The organism is Flavobacterium kayseriense, assembly GCF_014305095.1.
Lineage (GTDB): Bacteria > Bacteroidota > Bacteroidia > Flavobacteriales > Flavobacteriaceae > Flavobacterium > Flavobacterium kayseriense.
The window spans coordinates 750,154-772,317 of sequence record NZ_JACRUI010000001.1 but is presented as its reverse complement, the minus strand read 5'-3'; the positions used below and the strand labels follow the sequence as shown (position 1 = coordinate 772,317).

Annotated in this window: 19 protein-coding genes; 10 read left to right on the top strand and 9 right to left on the bottom strand. The window is 34.6% G+C overall.

Annotation, left to right across the window (positions count from 1 at the left end; all coding sequences use genetic code 11):
- Positions 1–16: 16 nt before the first annotated feature.
- Positions 17–553, bottom strand: coding sequence for a 3-hydroxyanthranilate 3,4-dioxygenase (locus H8R22_RS03255; RefSeq protein WP_187008959.1), 537 nt, complete (start codon positions 551–553; stop codon positions 17–19).
- A gap of 81 nt (positions 554–634) precedes the next feature.
- Positions 635–1,744: an endonuclease/exonuclease/phosphatase family protein gene (locus H8R22_RS03250; RefSeq protein ID WP_187008960.1), complete on the bottom strand. Its 1,110-nt coding sequence runs from the start codon at positions 1,742–1,744 to the stop codon at positions 635–637.
- Positions 1,745–1,987: 243 nt separating this feature from the next.
- Between H8R22_RS03250 and H8R22_RS03245 the strand changes: the two genes are divergently transcribed.
- From H8R22_RS03245 to H8R22_RS03235, 3 genes are all read left to right on the top strand, one after another.
- The gene (locus H8R22_RS03245) at positions 1,988–2,887 is read left to right on the top strand and encodes a S66 peptidase family protein (protein WP_187009594.1); all 900 of its coding nucleotides are present in this window, start codon (positions 1,988–1,990) and stop codon (positions 2,885–2,887) included.
- 39 nt (positions 2,888–2,926) lie between these two features.
- Positions 2,927–3,286 (top strand): YraN family protein, encoded by a 360-nt coding sequence (locus H8R22_RS03240; protein WP_187008961.1) that lies wholly within the window; start codon positions 2,927–2,929, stop codon positions 3,284–3,286.
- Positions 3,287–3,404: 118 nt separating this feature from the next.
- Positions 3,405–4,061 carry an aspartate kinase gene (locus H8R22_RS03235; protein ID WP_187008962.1) on the top strand — a complete coding sequence of 219 codons (657 nt, stop codon included), beginning with the start codon at positions 3,405–3,407 and terminating at the stop codon, positions 4,059–4,061.
- 141 nt (positions 4,062–4,202) lie between these two features.
- Here H8R22_RS03235 and H8R22_RS03230 read toward each other — a convergent pair whose 3' ends face one another.
- Positions 4,203–4,472, bottom strand: a complete 270-nt coding sequence (locus tag H8R22_RS03230; RefSeq protein ID WP_187008963.1) for a hypothetical protein — start codon at positions 4,470–4,472, stop codon at positions 4,203–4,205.
- A gap of 269 nt (positions 4,473–4,741) precedes the next feature.
- On the opposite strand from H8R22_RS03230, the gene H8R22_RS03225 reads away from it, so the two are divergent.
- The gene (locus H8R22_RS03225; RefSeq protein WP_187008964.1) at positions 4,742–5,779 is read left to right on the top strand and encodes a hypothetical protein; all 1,038 of its coding nucleotides are present in this window, start codon (positions 4,742–4,744) and stop codon (positions 5,777–5,779) included.
- A gap of 12 nt (positions 5,780–5,791) precedes the next feature.
- Here the strand turns inward: H8R22_RS03225 and mfd are convergent, their stop codons facing one another.
- Complete coding sequence (gene mfd / locus H8R22_RS03220) at positions 5,792–9,115, bottom strand: transcription-repair coupling factor (protein WP_394368131.1); 3,324 nt, start codon at positions 9,113–9,115, stop codon at positions 5,792–5,794.
- A 37-nt stretch (positions 9,116–9,152) separates the two neighbouring features.
- Positions 9,153–9,758: a hypothetical protein gene (locus H8R22_RS03215; RefSeq protein ID WP_187008966.1), complete on the bottom strand. Its 606-nt coding sequence runs from the start codon at positions 9,756–9,758 to the stop codon at positions 9,153–9,155.
- A gap of 227 nt (positions 9,759–9,985) precedes the next feature.
- On the opposite strand from H8R22_RS03215, the gene H8R22_RS03210 reads away from it, so the two are divergent.
- Positions 9,986–10,924, top strand: a complete 939-nt coding sequence (locus H8R22_RS03210) for an L-threonine 3-dehydrogenase (protein WP_187008967.1) — start codon at positions 9,986–9,988, stop codon at positions 10,922–10,924.
- A gap of 156 nt (positions 10,925–11,080) precedes the next feature.
- Here H8R22_RS03210 and H8R22_RS03205 read toward each other — a convergent pair whose 3' ends face one another.
- The 3 genes from H8R22_RS03205 to H8R22_RS03195 all read right to left on the bottom strand — a co-directional run bounded on the left by H8R22_RS03205 (position 11,081) and on the right by H8R22_RS03195 (position 13,032).
- Entirely contained in the window at positions 11,081–11,509 is a 429-nt protein-coding gene (locus H8R22_RS03205) for a hypothetical protein (protein ID WP_187008968.1), read from the bottom strand.
- A 37-nt stretch (positions 11,510–11,546) separates the two neighbouring features.
- Complete coding sequence (locus H8R22_RS03200) at positions 11,547–11,744, bottom strand: DUF6705 family protein (protein WP_187008969.1); 198 nt, start codon at positions 11,742–11,744, stop codon at positions 11,547–11,549.
- A gap of 244 nt (positions 11,745–11,988) precedes the next feature.
- A complete protein-coding gene (locus H8R22_RS03195; protein ID WP_187008970.1) occupies positions 11,989–13,032 on the bottom strand; it encodes a LacI family DNA-binding transcriptional regulator in 1,044 nt (347 codons plus the stop codon).
- Positions 13,033–13,195: 163 nt separating this feature from the next.
- Between H8R22_RS03195 and H8R22_RS03190 the strand changes: the two genes are divergently transcribed.
- The 5 genes from H8R22_RS03190 (at position 13,196) to H8R22_RS03170 (ending at position 20,606) form a co-directional block, all read left to right on the top strand.
- Positions 13,196–15,802, top strand: a complete 2,607-nt coding sequence (locus H8R22_RS03190) for a TonB-dependent receptor (protein ID WP_187008971.1) — start codon at positions 13,196–13,198, stop codon at positions 15,800–15,802.
- 64 nt (positions 15,803–15,866) lie between these two features.
- Positions 15,867–17,177, top strand: coding sequence for an amylo-alpha-1,6-glucosidase (locus H8R22_RS03185; RefSeq protein ID WP_187008972.1), 1,311 nt, complete (start codon positions 15,867–15,869; stop codon positions 17,175–17,177).
- An 18-nt stretch (positions 17,178–17,195) separates the two neighbouring features.
- Positions 17,196–18,818 (top strand): sodium:solute symporter family transporter, encoded by a 1,623-nt coding sequence (locus H8R22_RS03180; RefSeq protein ID WP_187008973.1) that lies wholly within the window; start codon positions 17,196–17,198, stop codon positions 18,816–18,818.
- Positions 18,819–18,948: 130 nt separating this feature from the next.
- Positions 18,949–20,076 (top strand): glycerate kinase, encoded by a 1,128-nt coding sequence (locus tag H8R22_RS03175; protein ID WP_187008974.1) that lies wholly within the window; start codon positions 18,949–18,951, stop codon positions 20,074–20,076.
- Between the two features lie 14 nt (positions 20,077–20,090).
- A complete protein-coding gene (locus tag H8R22_RS03170) occupies positions 20,091–20,606 on the top strand; it encodes a cupin domain-containing protein (RefSeq protein ID WP_187008975.1) in 516 nt (171 codons plus the stop codon).
- Between the two features lie 209 nt (positions 20,607–20,815).
- Here H8R22_RS03170 and H8R22_RS03165 read toward each other — a convergent pair whose 3' ends face one another.
- Positions 20,816–22,084, bottom strand: coding sequence for a protoporphyrinogen/coproporphyrinogen oxidase (locus H8R22_RS03165; protein ID WP_187008976.1), 1,269 nt, complete (start codon positions 22,082–22,084; stop codon positions 20,816–20,818).
- Positions 22,085–22,164 lie beyond the last annotated feature (80 nt).

Below are 22,164 nucleotides of genomic sequence, written 5' to 3'. Positions count from 1 at the left end.
TAGCTCCTAAAAAAACCTATTTGGCCACGAATCGAGGATCAACCTCCATAACGGTGCCACAGGACGTACAGGTTCTTAAATCCTTCGATCCATAATAGTGTTCGAAATGAGGTAAAAAATCTTTTTCGATATCGTTTAATTCAAAATACACTTCGTGCAGTTTATGATTGCAATTATCACAAAACCATAGTAGTCCATCCACAAATCCTTGACCAGCACGTTTGCGCTCGAAAACCAACCCAATTGAACCCTGAGATCGAACTGGAGAATGAGGTGTTTTTGCGGGATGCAAGTACATATCGCCGGCATTCAATTCCATTTCTTTACGGACTCCATCTTCTTGAATGACAACTTTTATACTGCCTTCCAACTGGTAAAACAACTCCTCCGTTTCATTGTAGTGATAGTCTTTACGGGCATTTGGTCCTGCTACCACCATAACGATATAATCACCAGATTCTTTATATATATTCTTGTTACCCACCGGCGGTTTTAGTAATTGACGGTTTTCCTCAATCCACTTTGTAAGGTTAAAGGGTTTTGCTATTGCCATGATTCTTGACTTATTGTTTAGTTACGCTAATTTACTAAAAAGCTTTGTGATGCTTGGTTTACAAAGTCATAAAGTATTAATTTATTTGGCTTCCTTGATTAAATAAATGTAAACGGGAAAGTGATCACTAAAACCAACCTCAGAAACGGAATGCCGTTTGGGATATCCTTTGTATTGCCCTGATGTTTGCACTAAAAAAGGTTTGTTGTAAATACCCGCCTTCCAATAGCGATAAGACGAAAAGTCACTCTCTATTAAAGTTTGAGATACCATAATCTGATCGAAGATATCCCATGAATCTCTAAACGCAATGGTTCCTAAACCTTTGTTAGCCATTTCTTCAAAAGGATTATAGATTCCCAAGGGTGGCACCTCTGCTTTTTTAGCTTTGGCACCTAATGCTTTTTTGACACTATTATTAAACGGTCCATCGTTGAGATCTCCAAGTGTAATTATTTTTGCATCGCTATTTATACGTTGTAGTGAGTCTATAATTTTTCGATTTAAGGCACCTGCGGCCTCTCTAAACGGACTTGATTTTTTCTCACCACCAGATCTTGAAGGCCAGTGATTTACAATAATATGAATCTCCTCGTCATCCAGAAATCCGGTTATCAAAAGTTGGTCCCTAGTAAATACACGATTATTTTGATAATTGATTTCTAAAACATCATCAGACTTGTCAGCGGCCGTCACAACTACAGGCAACTCGGCTGGCAGTTCCTTCTTGTAAACATATAACGGAATATTAGTGTAGGATGTAGGACGGAAATACTTGCGTTGGTAAAGCAAAGCCACATCAATACCACGTTTATCTGGGGAATCAAAATGGATGATTCCGTAATCTTTAGGAATAAGTTTTGGATGTTTAATTAAATCCTCTAGAACACCGCGATTCTCGATCTCTGAACAACCTATAAATGTGGGTGAATTAGTATTCTCGGCAGAACCTATCTCTAATAAAACTTTTGATAAGCTCTCTAATTTTTGATGGTATTTTTTAGATGTCCAATGTTGAGCTCCTTTTGGCGTCCATTCATCATCGTTCGTTGCAGGATCATTAATGGTATCAAAAAGATTTTCGAAATTATAAAAGGCGACGGTATGGATGCGATAATTTTTTTGTTGAGCAAAGCAATTTGGTCCTAAGAAAACCAGTAACAACAATAGTGTACCTATATATTTTACCATAATTAGCAACAATTAACACATCCTTTTGAAGTAAAAATACTTCATTTACACAAGAAAACGACAATTATTTTCGAAAATGGCTATATTTGCTTTTAGGCAGTACAGCCAATGAAAATTAATAGAATTGGAAATTTTACTATGAATAAACCTCATTTTTTACTTTCAGTCAAGAATTTTATTCTTTCTAAGTTATTTCTATTCTTCCTCATTATTTATTCCACAACAAGCCAATCTCAAATAACAATGACCACACCAACTAATTTACAAAAAGGAGACACCGTAGCTATACTTGCAACTGCTCGAAAAAATGTAGATAATAATTTAAAACCAGCGATAGATTTACTACACAGTTGGGGACTTGAAGTGGTTATTGGGAAAACCATAGGTCTAGACAACAACCAGCTTGCAGGGACAGATGAACAACGCGCCGCTGATTTTCAGCAGCAATTAGATAATCCAAATATAAAAGCAATTTGGTGTGTAAAAGGAGGTTATGGAACGGTCCGAATCATTGATTTACTTGATTTTACCAAATTCAAGCAACATCCTAAATGGATTGTTGGCTTTAGCGATATTACCGTTTTACACAATCATCTTAACACAATGGGGTTTAAAACAATTCATGGAGTTATGCCAATTACCGTTCCTAGAGCGACAAAAGAAGCGATAGAGACCTTGCGTCTTTCACTTTTTGGAAACAAACTAGAATACGAAATAACAACCGCTCCCATGAATAAAATAGGGAAAGCTAGTGGAGAATTAGTCGGTGGCAACCTATCTATACTATACAGTTTATTGGGCTCTCCATCAGCTATTGATTGCCGTGATAAAATTTTATTTATCGAAGACTTAGATGAATATCTGTACCATATTGATCGCATGATGATGAATCTTAAGCGCAATGGTTGTCTAGAAAGCATTAAAGGAATTGTTGTTGGTTCGATGACCAAAATGAAAGATAATGACATTCCATGGGGGAAAAATGCAGTCCAAATTATCGAGGATATAACCAAAAATTACACTATTCCGATTATTTACAATTTTCCTGCAGGACACATACAAGACAATAGAGCATTGATTTTAGGTAGTACCGTTTCAATGGAAGTTACTCCAACTAAAAGCGCCCTTATATTTATAAAGTAGATTAGAACATTATATGCAAGATCATAAAACTACTTAATTATGGCTGAACATAATGAATTAGGTAAATTAGGAGAAGAATTAGCCGTTGAATTTTTACAAAAAGACGGCTACACAATTTTAGCTACAAATTGGACTTTTCAAAAAGCCGAAGTGGATATTATTGCTCAAAAAGAAACAATCCTAGCGGTCATTGAAGTTAAAACCAGGTCATCGTTAGAGTTTGGGTTGCCACAAGACTTTGTAAAACCAAAAAAAATACAACTTCTTACCAAGGCAATTGACGCCTATGTGAACCAAGAAAACCTTGACCTTAATGTGCGTTTTGATATCATAGCTGTCCATAAAGAAGGGAAATCCTTTGTAATTGAACACCTTATCGACGCTTTTTATCACTTTTAATGTATTTTTTTCATTGTTATATTTGTAACAAATTGTTTTTTATTTATATTTGCATACGTTTTTAACACAACCACATAATAAATAACTACTACATTTAAGTACAAACAACAAACGCATTATGAAAACCGTTTCATCTATTGTCGAAAATTACATTAAAACTAAACCATTTTTGTTGAATGCATTATCACTTGGCATTATCAATTTGACTTCACTTTCTCGGAATATTATGTCGGAGCTGGAAAGTGAATTTGGCAAAGAAGTAAAACAAGGAGCTGTTGTAATGGCGCTTAAGCGATTAACGGAAGAATTAGACTTTAGACTGAATCATAAAATCAATAAAGTAATAAAAAATATTGGTGAGATAACGGTTCGGTCAGCATTAACTGATTATACATTTGCAGTATCTGAAACAGTTCTCAACAAGCAAGCCGAATTAATTTCGGACATCAATGGCTTTCCAGATGTGTTTTATACCTCATCCAGAGGAGTAAACGAAATCAATATTGTTTTAAGTAATAGCGTAAATGCATTAGTTGAAAAACATTTTGCAAACGAAAAGCTGATTCAGAAATTAGAGAATTTAGCTTCTATCACAGTTAAGTTACCAAAAGAAAATATTGTAGTTCCAGGTATTTATTATTTTATTTTTCAACGTTTAGCTTGGGAAGGTATCATTATCAATGAAGTAATTTCAACTTCTAATGAGTTCACAATTTTAGTAAGCGAGGAACAGGTGGATGTTGCTTTCAAGGTAATCAAGGATTTGAAAAACTAAGATTTCAAAATAGAGTAATACAAAAAAGCCGTTAGTTTTAACTGACGGCTTTCTTGTTTGTAAACTAATATTTATAACTAGGCATAAATTGCATAACGAAACGCAACTAATATACGCAACATTTAACATCATGCCATACTGCTACTTGGAATCTACTTTAGGTGACGATCTAAAATATTGCGTGTAATCTGTCCAAACTTCAATGATTTTCTGAACCTCAAGCGGACTCTCATTGTCCACATTATTAAGGCCAGTGCCTGAATCCATCTTCAACAAATCACTGTTTTTAGGTGATGATTCATTGGCGTCGATTTCTTTCAAAATAAAGCTCTTTACTTTGTGAATAAAATCAATATCAGTGCTGTTTTGAAGCAAGTCAATTAAAAACGATTTTTCGGCTGTAATATTCATATCCAATTATTTACATCAAATATAGCAAAACAGAAATAACTAAAACAACTAGTTTACAATGTTTTAACTTCTTTTTAAAGGTTTATACACCTAAAGCACAAAAGTAAGAGGTTAAATCTATCAAATAGTATTCATTACGTAAAAGCTTTCTCGTTAATACTCCTTCATTGATTAACTATCATTTTCTAGTAATACAACAACAACAGTAACTTCGATTGCTTAAAAGACAAAAGAAAAATATACCTTTAAGATTACTAAAAAATCATAAGTTGAAAAAATATATCATTCTATTTTTATTCTCATTACAATTACTTTTTTCACAAGAAGTAGTAATAAAAGGACAAGCACTAAATTCAACTAAACTGGGTGACCCAATCGTTTATGTGACTAAAAATGACACCATAAATAAATTAAGAAAAATTAATAAATCTTTATACAATAATTGGAGAGCGACTTCTAAATTTAGAGATCGAGATACCGACTCTTACAAGAAAGCTAATGAAAGCTCAGAAATAATTCAACAATTTTTAAATAACAAAGAATTTAGAACGAAAACAGATACTTTAGGTAATTTTGAAATACGAGCCAAGTTATCAGATTCCCTATTTTTTGAATCTACTGACCACACCACAAAAAAATACTTAGTTAGTGATTTGCTAAAACAGAAAAGAATCACTGTGAACTTAGTTTTAGAACCATGTGAAGTCTGGCCGACACATCCAGAAAATCCTTCAAAACTTCATGTATTTATTGGAAAGAAAATTAAATTATGGAATTCTCCTCAAAGTCATTGCAATGGTATTTCTTTAGATTCTAGAACGATAGCAAAATATGCTGTTGTTAGTGTTATTTATGGTGATTATGCAAAAGACACTATCCAATTCACATCCTATGCACACGAGTCTCCAGCGAAGCAAAATTACATTCCATTTAAATCTAATTATGGTGACTACGAGTATTGTTTATTCTATGTTTTAGAATTTGAGGGAGAATTTGTTCAAATGAAATATCTATTTGATGATGTTTATATGACAAAACAAGGACGATGGGCATCACCATTAAAACCTAAAGGACTATTTAGTACTATTTCTCCTGACTCCTATGCTCCGATTAATATCGATTTTATCGAACCAATTGAATTTGAGTATGAGAAGAAGTTTCAAGAAGAGATCTCTAAAAGTTTCCCTGCTCCTTACAATACCGTAAAGGATGGGAACATTACAGTTCACTATGGGTATTATGTAGAAGATTTGTTTAAGATTAGAAAAGCTACAAGACTAAAAGAGTACGATTACTTACTCAATTAGACATACAAGATTTTACTCTCCTCCCAACAGCTTCATCATCTCTAAAGCCTTTCTAGTCGTTTTTGCATCATCAAAAGTCAATAATAAGCGCAAACCATTTGGTGTTTGTTTCTCTTTCATTTTACAAATGTCAGTCCGTTTTTGTACAAAATCCAAAACCTTTTTAAAGCGTTTCGACTGGTAATAATCCGATTGCTGATCAGAAACAAAATAACAAATCATCTTCCCTTGCTTCATCACGAGCTTTTCGATTCCGATTCCAGTTGCAATCCACTTAATTCGAATACTATTCATCAGCGCGATAGCTCGAGGTGGCATAGGTCCGAAACGGTCAATTAATTTATTTTGAAAAACAATTAACTCTTCCTCGTTTTTAACGGCACCCAATTCATTGTACAAACTCAATCGTTCGCTAATATTATTGATGTATTCATCTGAGAATAACAACTCAAAATCAGTGTCTATTTGCAAGTCTTTTACATATTCCTTGGTCTCGATATTATTTTCTTCAGGGTATAAATCTTTGAACTCATTCTCTTTCAATTCTTCTATGGCCTCGTTCATGATTTTTTGATAGGTATCAAATCCTATTTCGTTGATGAAACCCGATTGCTCACCACCTAACAAATCTCCTGCACCACGAATTTCAAGATCCTTCATCGCAATATTAAATCCGCTGCCCAACTCACTAAATTGTTCCAGCGCTTGAATTCGTTTTCTGGCATCCTCGGTCATGGCGGAATAAGGCGGACAAATGAAATAACAGAATGCTTTTTTATTACTTCGACCCACACGTCCTCGCATTTGATGCAAATCAGACAATCCAAAATTATTGGCGTTATTGATAAAAATCGTATTGGCATTCGGCACATCAAGACCACTCTCGATAATGGTTGTCGCAATCAAAACATCAAACTCACCATTCATAAAAGCAAGCATCAATTCCTCTAGTTTTTTCCCGTCCATTTGTCCGTGACCGATACCAACTCTCGCATTGGGAACCAAACGCTGAATCATACCCGCAATTTCTTTAATGTTTTCGATACGGTTATTGATAAAAAACACTTGTCCGTTGCGCTGAATTTCATACGAAATCGCATCGCGAATTAGCTCTTCACTAAAACCTACTACATTAGTTTCAATAGGATAACGATTAGGCGGTGGCGTTGTGATTACTGATAAATCTCGTGCAGCCATCAATGAAAACTGTAAGGTTCTAGGAATAGGCGTTGCTGTCAGTGTCAAAGTATCTACATTAGCAGCGATGGTTTTTAATTTATCTTTTACGTTTACACCAAATTTTTGTTCCTCATCTACTATCAGTAAACCCAAATCTTTAAAAACGACATTTTTATTCACCAATTGGTGCGTACCTATGACAATATCTAGCTTCCCTTCGGCTAATAATTTAAGTGTTTCTGCTTTTTGTTTGGCTGTTCTAAAACGGTTTAAATACCCTACAGAAACAGGCATATCCTTTAAGCGCTCTGTAAAAGTGCGGTAGTGTTGGTAAGCTAAAATTGTTGTGGGCACTAATATCGCAACTTGCTTGCTGTTATCAACCGCTTTGAATGCAGCACGAATCGCAACTTCTGTTTTTCCAAAACCTACATCGCCACAAACTAATCGATCCATAGGTCGGTCGCTCTCCATATCGGCTTTTACCTCAGCCGTAGATTTCATCTGATCTGGCGTATCTTCGTATATAAACGAGCTTTCTAATTCGTTTTGCAGGTAACTATCAGGCGCAAACTGAAAGCCTTTGTCTAAGCGTCGCTTTGCATACAGCTGAATCAAATTGAATGCTATGTGCTTGACTCTCGCTTTGGTCTTTTGCTTCAAGACCTTCCACGCATTCGATCCTAATTTATAAATTTTAGGAGGCGTACCGTCTTTACCGTTATATTTTGAAATTTTGTGTAGTGAATGAATGCTCACATACACAATGTCATTATCAGCATACACTAGCTTGATGGCTTCCTGTGTTTTATTTTCTACTTGAATTTTTTGCAATCCGCCAAAGCGTCCAATACCATGGTCAATATGAGTCACATAATCTCCTACGGATAAAGTCGTTAATTCTTTTAAAGTAATATTCTGTTTTTTTGAATAGCCGTTTTTAATATTAAACTTATGGTAGCGTTCAAAAATTTGGTGATCGGTATAACAAATAACTTGGTTTTCTTCGTCAATGAAACCTTGGTACAAAGGCATTACGATTGTATGATACTGCTTGCGTACATTCTCTGAATTGGCTTCGTCCAAAGTTTCAAAAATATCATGAAAGCGTTTTGCCTGAGCTTCATTAGAACAAAATAAATAATTCTTGTAACCGTTAAAATGATTCTCACTCAAATTATTTAACAGCAAATCAAATTGTTTGTTGAAAGATGGTTGTGGTTGCACATGAAACTCGAACTTTTTCATGGTTCTAAAAACAGCTTTTGAACCTAGTTCGACTACCGAGAAATCTAAAGCTCTTTTTATAAAACTAGCTTGATTCAAAAACAATTGTTCTGGAGTAGCATGCTTAATATCTTTGGATAATTTCTCAAAAGCTTCTTCAGCTTTTACAAATTGCTTGTCTAATTGCAAAAATAAATCCTCCGTGTTTTGGATAAAAATAACCGTTTTCTCAGAAATATAATCTAAGAAAGACTCTCTGTTTTCTTGAAAAACTTTGTTTTCGACATTAGGGATAATGGTAATCTTTTTTTGTTTTTCGATCGACAACTGTGTTGCCACATCAAAGGATCGGATGCTTTCGACCTCATCACCAAAAAACTCGATTCGGTACGGATTATCATTCGAAAATGAAAACACATCTACGATTCCGCCTCGAACCGAAAACTCGCCTGGCTCTGTAATAAAATCAACTCTTTTGAATTCATATTCAAATAAAACTTCGTTAATAAAATCTATCGAAATCTTATCGCCTACAGTAACTTTCAGTGTGTTTTTATCTAAATCCTTTCGTGTAACCACCTTTTCAAACAATGCTTCAGGATAGCTAACAATAACCGCAGGTTTTTTACGCGAATTAATGCGGTTTAATACTTCGGCACGAAGCAAAACATTAGCATTGTCAGTTTCTTCGATTTGGTACGGACGACGAAAAGAGCCTGGATAAAATAAAACATCTTGCTCCCCTATCAATTGCTCTAGGTCATTGAGGTAATAAGCTGCTTCCTCTTTATTGTTTAAAACAATCAAAAAAGGATGTTCGGCCTTTTTAAAAAGCGATTGAATTACAATTGAAATCGACGAGCCTATTAAACCATCTAAATGTAATTTTACGGGATTTTGCTCCCGTAAACGATCTACAATCTGTTGGATTTTAGGAGAACTATCAAAAATTTTAAAAAGGGCAGCTTTACTCAACTCTTGGTGTGTTTGGGTCTATAAGTGGTTGTGGGAGAATCGCTCTAGAAGGATCCATCATTTTTATTAATTCAGATTCACCTTGTTCAACAGGAATTTTACTTTTTTCGACAATATTATCCATTTGTCTTTGAAGAGAAGCTAGTTCTTTATTGATTTCAGTGATCGCAACTACAACTTTATCGTCAGGAATATTATCAAGATGAATGTATAAGTCAAGCATACGAACTTTAGTAATCAATACTGAAATTCTACTTTTAATTTGCGGCACATCATATTGCGAAGGAATGTTTTCTTTGAGTGCCATTACTTTTTTAGAAATTGCGGTCGACTTTTGCTGAAAAGCACCTATTGTCTTTTTTGGTTTTTGAGCTAACTCTGCGATAAACATACGTAGTTCAGTCCAAGTTGCCACACTTACCTCAGCTGTCTTGTTTATAGGTGTATCATAAAAAACCCATCCTTTGTTAATGTTCGAAAAAATGACCTCCTTTTTTTTGGCGTCTTTTTCATTTTCGGCCTCCCGCTTTTGGTTGTCATCCTTGCACGAAACAAGTAGAACAAAAAGAAAAAGGAAGTAGGATAATTTAAATTTCATCGTATTTTCGTTAAAGCACAAAGTTACAAAGTAAATTTATAATTATAGATTGCAAAACAGGAATTACCAATCAATTCTAATCCCTGCATTTTTTGCATCATAAAGGCAAAAAAAGCTACATAAATTAACGATTTTAAGTTTTTAATTGTACAAAATGCAAACCCGTTCACAAGTGTTTCAGATCTATACGAAAACGTTATCTTAGCTACCTAAAATTCAATCAAAAAATGAGTACAAAAATCTTAATTATAGGTGCTTGTGGACAAATAGGCACCGAGTTAACGCATTCTCTACGAAAAATTTACGGAACCGATAATGTAATCGCTTCGGATATTCGTAAGCTTAATAACGACGTTGTTAATGCTGGACCCTTTGAAGTAATTAATGCATTAGATTTCAACCAAATTGAGCATTTAGTAGAAGTACATCAAATTACTGATGTGTACTTGATGGCTGCTTTATTATCTGCAACTGCCGAGAAGAATCCTGCTTTTGCTTGGGATTTAAATATGAACTCCTTGTTTCACGTTTTGAATTTGGCGAAAGCCGGAAAAATCAAAAAAATATTTTGGCCATCTAGCATTGCTGTTTTTGGACCTACAACCCCAAAAGAGAACACCCCACAGTACACCATCATGGAGCCGTCTACTGTATACGGAATTAGTAAACAAGCAGGAGAAAGATGGTGTGAGTACTACCACAATATCTTTGGCGTCGATGTGCGTAGCATACGCTATCCTGGTTTGATAAGCTGGTCATCACCTCCTGGTGGTGGTACTACAGACTATGCTGTGGATATTTTTCACAAAGCACTAGCCGATAAAACGTATGAGTGTTTCCTATCATCAGAAACTAAAATGCCAATGATGTATATGGATGATGCTATTGCGGCGACTATAAGAATTATGCAAGCACCTGCTGATCAAATCAAAATTCATTCCTCCTATAATTTAGCTGCAATGAGTTTTACACCAACGGAGATTGCTGCCGAAATTACCAAGCATATTCCCGAATTTACGATTACCTATGAACCTGACTTTCGTCAAAAAATAGCTGACAGCTGGCCTGCAAGCATTGATGACAGTAGCGCTAGAGCTGATTGGGGATGGAAACATCAATTTGATTTAGAAAGCATGACTAAAGATATGCTAGAGCATTTAGAATAAGTCGTTAAAGAATAAATAATGCCGCAAAATATCAGTTTTGCGGCATTATTGTTAGAACACTAATTTTTAAATTTAGGCGATCATAGTTTATAAAATATTTTTTATTCTATTTCTCTATTATCATGAATCAATTATAAATCTGAAAATAATTGTTATTTACTCTTTAGGTTGGTTAATAACTTTAATTCTCACTACAATAAGGTCACCGTACTTTGCTGCATCTTCTTTAGTCCATGCCAAACCAATCGATTCAGGTCTATTTTCCCATTTCCAATCAATTGGATTTTTTACATAAACATACAAAGACACTTGGTCTTCCCAACTCGTATCGCTCTTTTGCATTTTCTGTTGCTCATGAGTTATAAATTTAAATCTAAAAAAGAATGGATTATCATTACTTGCATAACCTGATTTTATCTTAGGTTTTAATTCTTTGAGAACGTTTTTTAAAGGTTTGTTGAGAAACCGTTGCTCATTATTTTTCAATAGATATACGTCTTTTATCGTTTTAACCAACTGTTGAGCCTGACAACCACTACTTAATAAGGTTAAAAACAAGCTGAAAGTTAAAAGAAAACTTTTCATATTTTTTGATTTTTAATATTAATTACAATGTATTTGCTTATAAACTGTATTTCCAATTACCTACATATTTATCTAGCAAATGGTTAATATCCTTAAAATAAGTAATAGTTTCAGGAATGCCATTTATTGAATTATAGTAATTTACTCTTGTTTCTAGCGGTACAATTGATTGTGCTTTGCAACTAAAGTTCACCAGCAGAAATAATATTGCGATAATTGTAAGTTTGTTTTTCATGGTCAAGACAACTTTTTATTGTTTCTAAAGTAAACAACTTTTCCTGCACTGACAATACCCTATTTTTATAATTTTTTAGAAGACTTCAATACCTTAAAGCTGATTGGAACTGGCAACACCAATTTGACTTAGAGAGCATGACTAAAGACATGTTGGATCATTTGAAATAGCTCTCTTAAAACAGAACCATAAAAGTCTCATGTGAAAATTAGATTTTATTTATTTACTGTTCTCAACAAACGAATTAGGATAAGCTATTCCTTTTTAAAGATTTAAAAGAGGAACCTCGTACGATCAAATTAGTTTTGATTTCAATAGTTTTGTAACTAATAACAGTATCACTGTTTATTTCGTCAATTAAATACTTGATGGCCACCTCACCAATTCTATTTCCGGGTTGATCAATCGTTGTAAGTTTAGGCTTGATGATTGTCGAGTAAACTGAATTACTAAATCCGACGACTGCAACGTCTTCGGGAATTTTTATTTTGTTTTTCGTCAAAACTTGAATTGCCCCTATTCCTGCTTCGTCTGTAATAGCAAATATACCATCCGGTTTATGCTGCAAGCCAACTAATACCTTTGCAAGCTTTTTACCCTCAGCAATCGTAAGATTTTCGCAACTCATAACCAGACTTTCGTCTAAATCTATTCCGTACTTTTTCAAGGCTTTTAAATATCCCGCATATCTCTTTTCAGACAGAATAGAGCTTTCTGTTTCTTTGATAATTGCAATTCTCTTTTTTCCGGTATTAATAAGATGTTCCACCGCTTTAAAAGCAGCTTCTTCATCGTCAATAACAATTTGTGTGCAAGGCACTTTTGCAGACACTCTGTCAAATAGGATGAGCGGAATGTGTTGCATCATGTCTAGAATATCATCCACATTAGTATTTTTTTTCACTAGAGATAATAAAACACCGTCAACACCAAACTGCACCATCGTTTCCAGAAGTGCCGCTTGTTTTTGTTCATTATTAAAGGATTCACATATAATAACCTTGTACCCATTTAAATCTGCATTATAAATAATTCCTTTTAATAAGGTGGCGGTAAATTGGTGTTCTATATTAGGGATTATAACCCCAATTATATTTGATTTGTGAGAACGAAATCCTCGGGCAAATAAATTGGGAGCATACTTTACTTTATTGGCGTAAGCCTTAACACGCTCTTTTGTTTCTTCACTAATGTCTACATGATTATTCAATGCTCTTGAAACAGTAGAAATGGACAATCCTAAATCTAAGGCCAATTTTTTTAAGGTAACAATATTTTTTTTGCGCATTTTTTATAGATATATCAGCAAAAGTACTAATTTTATTTTCTTTGCAAACGTTTCCGCAAACGTTTGCGGTCATTTTTTGTATTTTTTTGGTATCAATATGATTGGAAACATTTTAGTTTAGCCAAAAATAATAAACCAAAATTTTAATTTAAATTCAACCAAAATGAAAAAATATTTAAAAATATTTTTATTGCTGATAGGAACCTGTTCCTATTCACAATCGACTATTAAAGGGACGGTGACGGATGAGAAAAACAACCCTTTACCACAGGTGAATGTTGTTGTAGCTGGAACTAATTATGGAACCACAACAGATTTTGACGGAAAATACGAGATTACTGCAAAGCTAAGCGGAGAGCAAAAAGTCAAAGTGATGTACATTGGTTTTTTTCCGCAAACAAAAACCGTAAACTTCTCTGGAGACGCAACGGTAAACTTTACATTAAAGGAAAGTATTGAAAGTTTAGATGAAGTTGTTTTGACTGCAACTTCGGTTAAGCGTTCACAAAAAGAAACTCCCGTTTCGATTACTTCTTTTAGCGCAAAAGATTTAACAAAATTAAACACAAGTAGCCAAGCTAATATTTTGCGAAGTGTACCTGGAATTACTACTGAGAATGGTGGTGGTGAAGTAGCATCCAACGTGTTTGTGAGAGGTTTACCTTCTGGAGGTCAATTTCAATTTAATCCTTTGCAAATAGATGGAATGCCGGTATTATCTACTTTTGGATTAAACTCTTCTGCTCATGATGTTTATTTTAGAACAGACATTGGTATGAAAAGTTTAGAGTTCATTCGTGGTGGTTCATCAGTATTATATGGTGCAGGTTCTGTTGCAGGTATTATTAACTATACAAGTGAAACAGGTTCAGTGACTCCCAAAAATATTTTGAAGACCGAAGTAGGGACTAATTCTAGATACAAAGCAGATTTCTTGTCTAGTGGACAATTAGGAGGGAAAGATTCTAATTTATTCTATGCCGTAACAGGGTTTTATCGTTATGATGAAGGACCAATCAAAACAGGATTGCCAACTGAAGGATACCAAATACGTGCTAATGTAAAAAAAGTAACTGACAAAAGTACGATTACCTTTTCTGGACAAGTAATTGACGATAAAGTACAATTCTTTTTGCCTTACCCATTACAAGGAGGAAGCAGAACAAGACCTATTGGTAACGACGGAAAAGAAATTTTGACTTTGCAAACAGCTGCCGTTTCTGATATTTCATATGCTACACCAAACGGAATGTTTACATCAAATATTAAAGATGGAGTTGCTACAAAAGGGGGATATTTCATGACTAATTTTGTACATAATTTTTCAGATAATTTCAGTATTGATGCAAAAATTAGAAAATCTCAATATCAGAATCAATTTAACTTTTTTACGGACGGAAGTGGTGTTACAGGTGCAAAAGCTGTTGAAACACAAGATCAATTCAAAGCAACTAGAGGCATAACGTCAGGTAATTTTACAACTATAAACGGTGCAGCTTTGCCAGCTTCTGCTCTTTTATTCGAAAACAGAATTGTAGACAGAGTTCGTCCATTAGACGAATTAGTATCTGAGATTAAAATAATCAACAAAATGGGAATTCATACTGTTACGGCGGGAACATTTATGTCTAGATCATCTGCAGGAGATTTGAATATCACAACGAGTTATTTAAGCGAATACAGTAACCGCCCAAGATTAGTAAACCTTTCTGGTTATACTGTAAACGGAGTAACTAATACAGCTACTGGATATTCTAATAAAAACATTTCAAGTAATAAATTGGCTTTTTTCTTAACGGATCAAATCAAATTAGAGAAATGGAATTTCGATATCGGTTTCAGACATGAAACAGCTTCTGGAACAATTGAAAACGAAAAATCAAAAGAGTACAATTTAGCAACTACTCAATATGCAACTGGTATCGTGGGTATTGATAAAGTAATTTGGGGAACTGGAGCATACCAACGTGCACATGTTTCTACGAGTGATTACGCAATTTCATTAGCAGCATTGTACAAAATAAGTACAAGTACAAGCGTTTATGGTAACTTTTCTAAAGGGTATTTCTTCCCAGAATTACGTTCTGTAAAATTTGATGCTCTAGGTAATCCAAATACGTATTCTCCGGAGAAAATTATTCAAGCCGAAGCAGGTTTGAAATATGGTAAAGGAGATTTCTCTGGAACGGTAGCGTTATACTCAGCAAATTTGTCTGATAGAAGAAACGTGCAATTTATTAATGACCCAAATAACTCAGGTGGTTTCATTGAAAAGGTAGATTTACAAGACACAAAATCGTATGGTATTGAAAGTACGTGGAACTGGAGATTTATCCCTGGATTTGCATTTAACGGTACGTTTACTTACCAAAAACATGAGTTGACCAAGTCTGAAAATAATCCAACTTATGTAGGAAACAAATTGGCTAGACAACCTAATGTAATGACAAAATTAGGATTGTCTTATGATAAATCAAATTTTGACGCGAATCTTGATTATAACTATGCTGGTGATAAATTCACAAATGACGCTAATACAATCAAATTACAAGGTTTTGGAATTGTTGATTTAAGTTTAGGATATACTTTCAATGTTGGATCTGATAACGAAACACTTAGAGTAGGAGCGCAGTCTTTCAACTTATTTAATTCTGCTGGAATTACGGAAGGTTCGCCAAGATTAGGTGATAATCAAACAGATGAGCAATTCTTTGTGGGTAGACCAATTATCCCAAGAACGGCATTAATGAACTTGACATTTACTTTTTAAAACAATAAAAGCTAAGATGCCTTGGTATTTATTCATCAAGGCATCTTTTTTAATAAATAACAACATGGAAAAGGACTTAATTAAAGAGGCCAAAAACATCTTAAACGATAATTTTCAAGAAAAAGGATATTCGATCCCGTGCAAAGGGTTGTACCCTTTTCAATGGAAGTGGGATTCCGGTTTTATAGCCATTGGTTTTGCACATTATGATATGGATAAAGCCAAGAAAGAGATGAAAACACTTTTGGATTCACAATGGGGCAACGGATTTATTCCGCATATTGTTTTTCACGTTGAAACAGATAGTTATTTTCCAGGACGTGATTTTCATTTATCAAAATTACATCCTGAATCAAATGACGCATATCCTTCTACAGGAATGACACAGCCACCCGTTCTAGGTTTTACATTAGAAAAAATGTACGAAATTGGGACAGACAAAGCGGATGTATTAAGCTTCATCAAAGAAAACATTGATAAAGTTTACGACAATCATAATTATTTCTACACTAAAAGAGATCCTCAAAATGAAGGTTTAGTCTACATCTACCACAATTGGGAATCAGGAACCGATAATTCACCTATTTGGGATGATATTTGGTTGACTATGAACCCACCAGAATATACTTTTGAGCGTAGAGACACCACACATGTTGATGCATCCCAAAGACCTTCAAAAAGAGAATACGATCACTATTTACACATTATCCAAATAGCAAAAGAGCATAATTATGATGATGCAAAAATAGCGGAGCTATCGCCGTTTTTAGTTCAAGATCCTTTGTTTAATTCGATGTTGATTAAGTCTAATGATTCATTGATTAACTTGTACCAATTAATAGGTGGTAACGATGATAAAATTGCACAACTGAAAAAATGGCAAGAGAAAAGCATTCGCGCTTTTAATGAAAAATTATATGATGCCGAATTAGGCGCTTATATTCATTATGATTTAAGAAACGAAAAGCCAATCCGTTTTGTAAGTTCTTCCTCATTTTCGCCATTGTTTGCGGGAATCCCAAGCAAGGAACAAGCGGCAACAATCATTAATACGATGATGACTAAATTTGGTGGCCATGATATGTACTTATGTGCTTCATTTGACCCTACAAGCGAACGTTTCAATCCTAAAAAATACTGGAGAGGACCAGTTTGGATTAACTTAAACTGGATTTTATACAATGGTTTAAAAGAGTATGGATACAAAGATATCGCTGCAAGAGTAAAATCAGACAGTATTGAGATCTTGAAAAAAGTAGGTTTCTATGAATATTTTGATGCAAGAAAATCAGAATATACAGAAGATGCTAAAGGATATGGAGGCGGTAATTTCTCTTGGAGTGCGGCGCTGTTTTTAGACATGTTAGAGAATTAATTTTATAAATAAATCTTTATGAACTGGATTGATTATATCGTAGTCGTTGTTTACCTAATTGCCTTTCTAGGGTTAGGAGTGTTTTTTAAAGAGAACAAGGACGGAAAAGATTATTTTTTGGGTGGTAAAGATATGGGGTGGTTTCCATTGAGTTTATCCGCTATGGCGACCCAACTCTCTGCGATCAGTTTTATTTCGGCTCCTGCGTTTGTTGGATTAGCTCAGGGCGGCGGGATGAAGTGGTTGACCTTTGAGTTGGCGGTGCCATTGGCCATGATCGGAATTATGTTGATCATTGTTCCGCCATTATACAGAGCTAATATTGTGAGTATTTATGAATTTGTCGAAAGACGTTTTTCATCTTCTACTCGAATTGTATTGAGTGTTGTTTTTCAAATAAGTCGCTCGCTATCTACGGGTGTGGGTGTGTACACCATTGCAATTATTTTACAATCAGTCTTGAGTATTAGTTTTCACTGGACCATTCTTTTAATTACCATTATCACAATCGTGTATTCGTATATGGGCGGAATGAAAGCGGTGGTTTGGGGTGATGCGATTCAAATGGTAATTTTGTTCGGCGGATTACTTATCTGTATTTATTACGGTTGGGATGTTCTTAAAGCCAATCCTAATTTTACTGGTTTTGATAGCGAGCGTTTGCAAGTAATTGATGTCCCTAATTTAGGGTTTGACGGTGGTACTTATGGGCTTTTGCCAATGGTACTAGGTGGATTATTTTTATACCTTTCATACTACGGAACAGATCAAACACAAGCACAACGATTGATATCGGCTAAAGACGAAAACTCGGCTAAGAAAATATTATTGACAAACGGATTATTGCGTTTCCCTGTGGTATTGACCTATTGTATTATGGGTTTAATCATCGGTGCATTAGTGCATTTGACTCCTGATTTCATGAACGAAATTGCTTCATTAACTCAAAAAAATTATCCAGAAGAATTTCTCAAAAACGGTTTCAAACCTGATTTGATGTTGCCTGTTTTCATTATGAAATACTTGCCACACGGATTAATTGGAATTTTAATCGTAGGGATTTTATCAGCGGCTATGTCATCAGTAAGTGCAACAATTCACTCACTTGGAGCGGTAACAGTTGAAGATCTTTTTAATAGAGGAAAAGTAAAACTAAGTCAGGCTAAGTACATGCAGCTTTCTAAGATTTCCATTATATTCTGGGGGATTGTTTGTATCGCATCGGCTTATCTTTTTGGGAATAATGGCGGAACCGTAATTGAGTTGATTAACATGATATCATCTCAATTTTATGGCCCTATCCTAGCTACATTTATAATTGCTATTTTAGTAAAAAGAGTGAATTATATTGGGATGAACGTTGGGATTATAGGTGGAGTTTTGATCAATGTTACGATCAAATACTTTTTTAATGATATTTTCTGGATTTGGTTTAACCTAACCGGTTTTGTTATCACTTTCGTATTAGCATTAGTATTTAGTGCTATCTATAAAACAGAAAAAAATACGGATACCAATATTGTGTTTAGCGTTCGTAAAGAAGATATTTACTCTAAAGATGTGTTGATATTAGTTGTATTCTTCATTGCAATACTTGCGTTTTCATTTGCACTTCCAGACATTTTAGCATCGATAAAATAGATTGAGATTAAAGTATTTCAATCAATAAAATACATTGAGTTGGTTAATTTGGCGGCATGAGGAGGAAACGAATTGTGCTGCTTTTTTTAATCTCAGTTGCTACTAAATACACTAACTAAAAAATTACAAAATGAGAATTTTAATAGCACCCGATAAATTCAAAGGTTCTTTGTCTGCCATGGAGGTTTGTAACGCCATTGAAGACGGAATTAAAAAAGCGAATCCATTAATTGAAACTATAAAACATCCACTGGCTGACGGCGGCGAAGGAACCTTGGATATATTGCAAAATTATTTCAAACTGAAAACCATTTCTATCATAGTAATGAACCCTTTGTTTAAAGAAATCAAGGCCTCTTATAAAGTATCTGAGGATACTGCATACATTGAAATGGCAAATGCATCCGGACTGCAGCTATTAGAAGAAAACGAAAAAAACTGTTACTATACTTCTACCTTTGGTACTGGACAACTCATCCTTGACGCAATTCAAAAAGGATATAAAAACATTGTATTATTTATTGGCGGAAGCGCAACAAATGATGCTGGAATAGGGATGGCAGCCGCTTTGGGTTATCAGCTTTACAACTCAAAAGACGAACTTATTAACCCCATTGGTAAAGAGATGTTACATATTGCTAAAATTGTGGATACTCATCTATTATTTGATCTAAATGAAATTAACTGCACCGTAGTATGTGATGTCAAAAACCCATTGTTCGGGAGAAATGGTGCCGCTTACGTTTACGGGGGTCAAAAAGGTGCATCAGAAGAACAGATTCAATTATTAGACCTGGGACTTCGACATTTTAGTAATCAAGTTCTAAAATACCTTAACAAAAAAGTAGAAACTATTAAAGGCGCAGGAGCCGCTGGCGGTTTAGGGGCAGGAGCAGTTTGCTTTTTGGATGCCAAAATAAAATCAGGAATTGATTTTGTAATGGAACAAAATGGTTTTGACACTCTATTAAAAGATAATATTGACTTAATCATTACAGGAGAAGGTTCTGTTGACAAACAAACAATCGAGGGTAAAGTAATCAAAGGTATTAGCGAAAGAGCACTTAAAAATCAAATTCCCTTTTCAATTATTGCAGGAATTGTAAAAGATAAAAAACTAATCGAAGAAAATCTACATCCTGAAAGTATCCATTCTATTATGGAAATGGGAGTGACTACGGAGGATGCGATGCAAAATGCGGCGACACACTTAACTACTTTAGGATTTCAACTAATAAAAGAGCATACTAAAATTTAAAATATACACCTAAAATGAACTTTAATTTAGACCTCATAATGGATAAAAATGCAATCTTTGAAAGAGTTGCTGCCATTATAAAATCAGAAAATTTCACTATTGTTCAACAAGATATGACAAGGCCTTGGGGAGGATTTTTTGTAATAGCAGAAGATCAAGCTAGTGCTTTTGCAAAATTATTTTTTCCAAATCTTGAACTGTCTCAAATACAAATCACAAATAAACTGAGTCCAAAAATATTAGTAGTGGCACCAAATAAAAGATTGTCTTGGCAATATCACTATAGAAGATCTGAAATTTGGAAAATCATTGGAGGAAAAGTAGGCGTAAAAACAAGTTTGACAGATGAAGAAGGCGAAATCCAAGAGCTTACTTCAGGTGCATTTATACAAATGGATAAAGGAGAAAGACATCGATTAATCGGACTAGATTCATGGGGTATTGTTGCAGAGATTTGGCAACATACGGACTTGAATCAGCCATCAGACGAAGAGGATATTGTACGTCTTCAAGATGATTTTGGGAGATAATTCAATATTAGTTAATACAATGAATGCGTTCCTACCCGCTATGAAATCTTCATAACGGGTTTTTTATTGAATAATTATTTCACTACGATGTCTAATTCAGAATCTCAGTTTAAAAAATTTTCAACTCGTCAGTTCGAGTGTTTTGATTGATATAATTAGAATAATTAAGTGAATTCAATAGTCAAAATGTATTAAAAAAATTTCTTCAATCAATTGTTATCGATATAATTTTGGCGATTCTCTGAAATTATCAAATCAGCCAACAAACGACCTGATTTCATGGCTGCATTAATGCTACCATTCATTAAATGATCCCCACAGCAATATAAATTGTCGGTAATTTTCATATCTGCAGTATTTAAATCATCTTTTAGAACTTCGAGTTGAGGCAATGCGTACTTTACTTTATAGGTTTTAAGATGTGACCAACCCTCGACTTGGTTCCCGAACCACGGTTGCAATTCGGTTTTAATTTTTTGAGCTAATTCTTGATCGCTATAATCAAGCAGACCATTGCATGAAACTGAAACTAACACTTTCCCTGCAGGCGCATATGCTGTGCTTACGTTAGTCATCACCGTCAAGTTATTGACTATTTTGTCTTTCTCTGAAGCATTCAAAATAACAACTGCCTTATTTGATGGCGCTACTTTAGCTTCAAAATAAACATTAGTTACTGAGTGATGCTTAGTTTCTGTAGTTGTTTTATATTTAGAAATCAAGGCTGTTGCCTCTGTTGCTACAATAACAATATCCGATTGGATTTGCTCGCCAGTAGCTGTAATAATTATATTTGCCTGAATATCGGTAACCTTTGTGTTAAACAGGAAGGCGTGCTCTGGCAACTGCTTGGCTAATTGTTTTGGAATCTCTTCCATACCCAAAGCCGGAATGGCAGCGTCACCTTCAGAGAACATTTTCATTACAAAATCAAACATCCTATTAGGCGTTGCCAAATTATTTTCGAGAAAAATACCCGAGAAAAAGGGCTTGAAAAAACGGTTGATCATCTTAGCACTAAAACCATAGTCTTTTAGCTGTTCTAGACTTGACTTTTGAGGTTGTGCAAAGATCCCTTCAACTGATTTAGCTATTAATTTATTCTTTAAAATAAAAGTATTGAACTTGTCTTTTAGTGAACCCACAGGCGCAAAAACTGTTGCCAATAAAGCAGAAGGTCTTCTAAACGGATCAGCAATTTCGAACTGACCGCCATCGTATAAAACCGTCGCTCCTGGCAAAAAATTTTTTAGCTGCAAAGCATCATAATCCAAGAGCATTTTTGCCTCAGGATAAGAAGTAAGTAAAACCTGGAAACCCTGATCCAATCTAAAACCATCAACTATATCGGTTTTGATTCGGCCACCCACTCGATCGCTAGCTTCAATAATTTTGACAGTAAAACCTTTGCGATGCAAATGCAGTCCTGCCGATAGTCCCGAAATTCCTGCGCCAATAATAGTAATAGTTGGTTTCATATGGTGTTGCTACAATCGTTTGATACAAATTTAGTGTTTCTTAATTGTGAACGCAATAGAGCCAATCTGTTAATTATAAA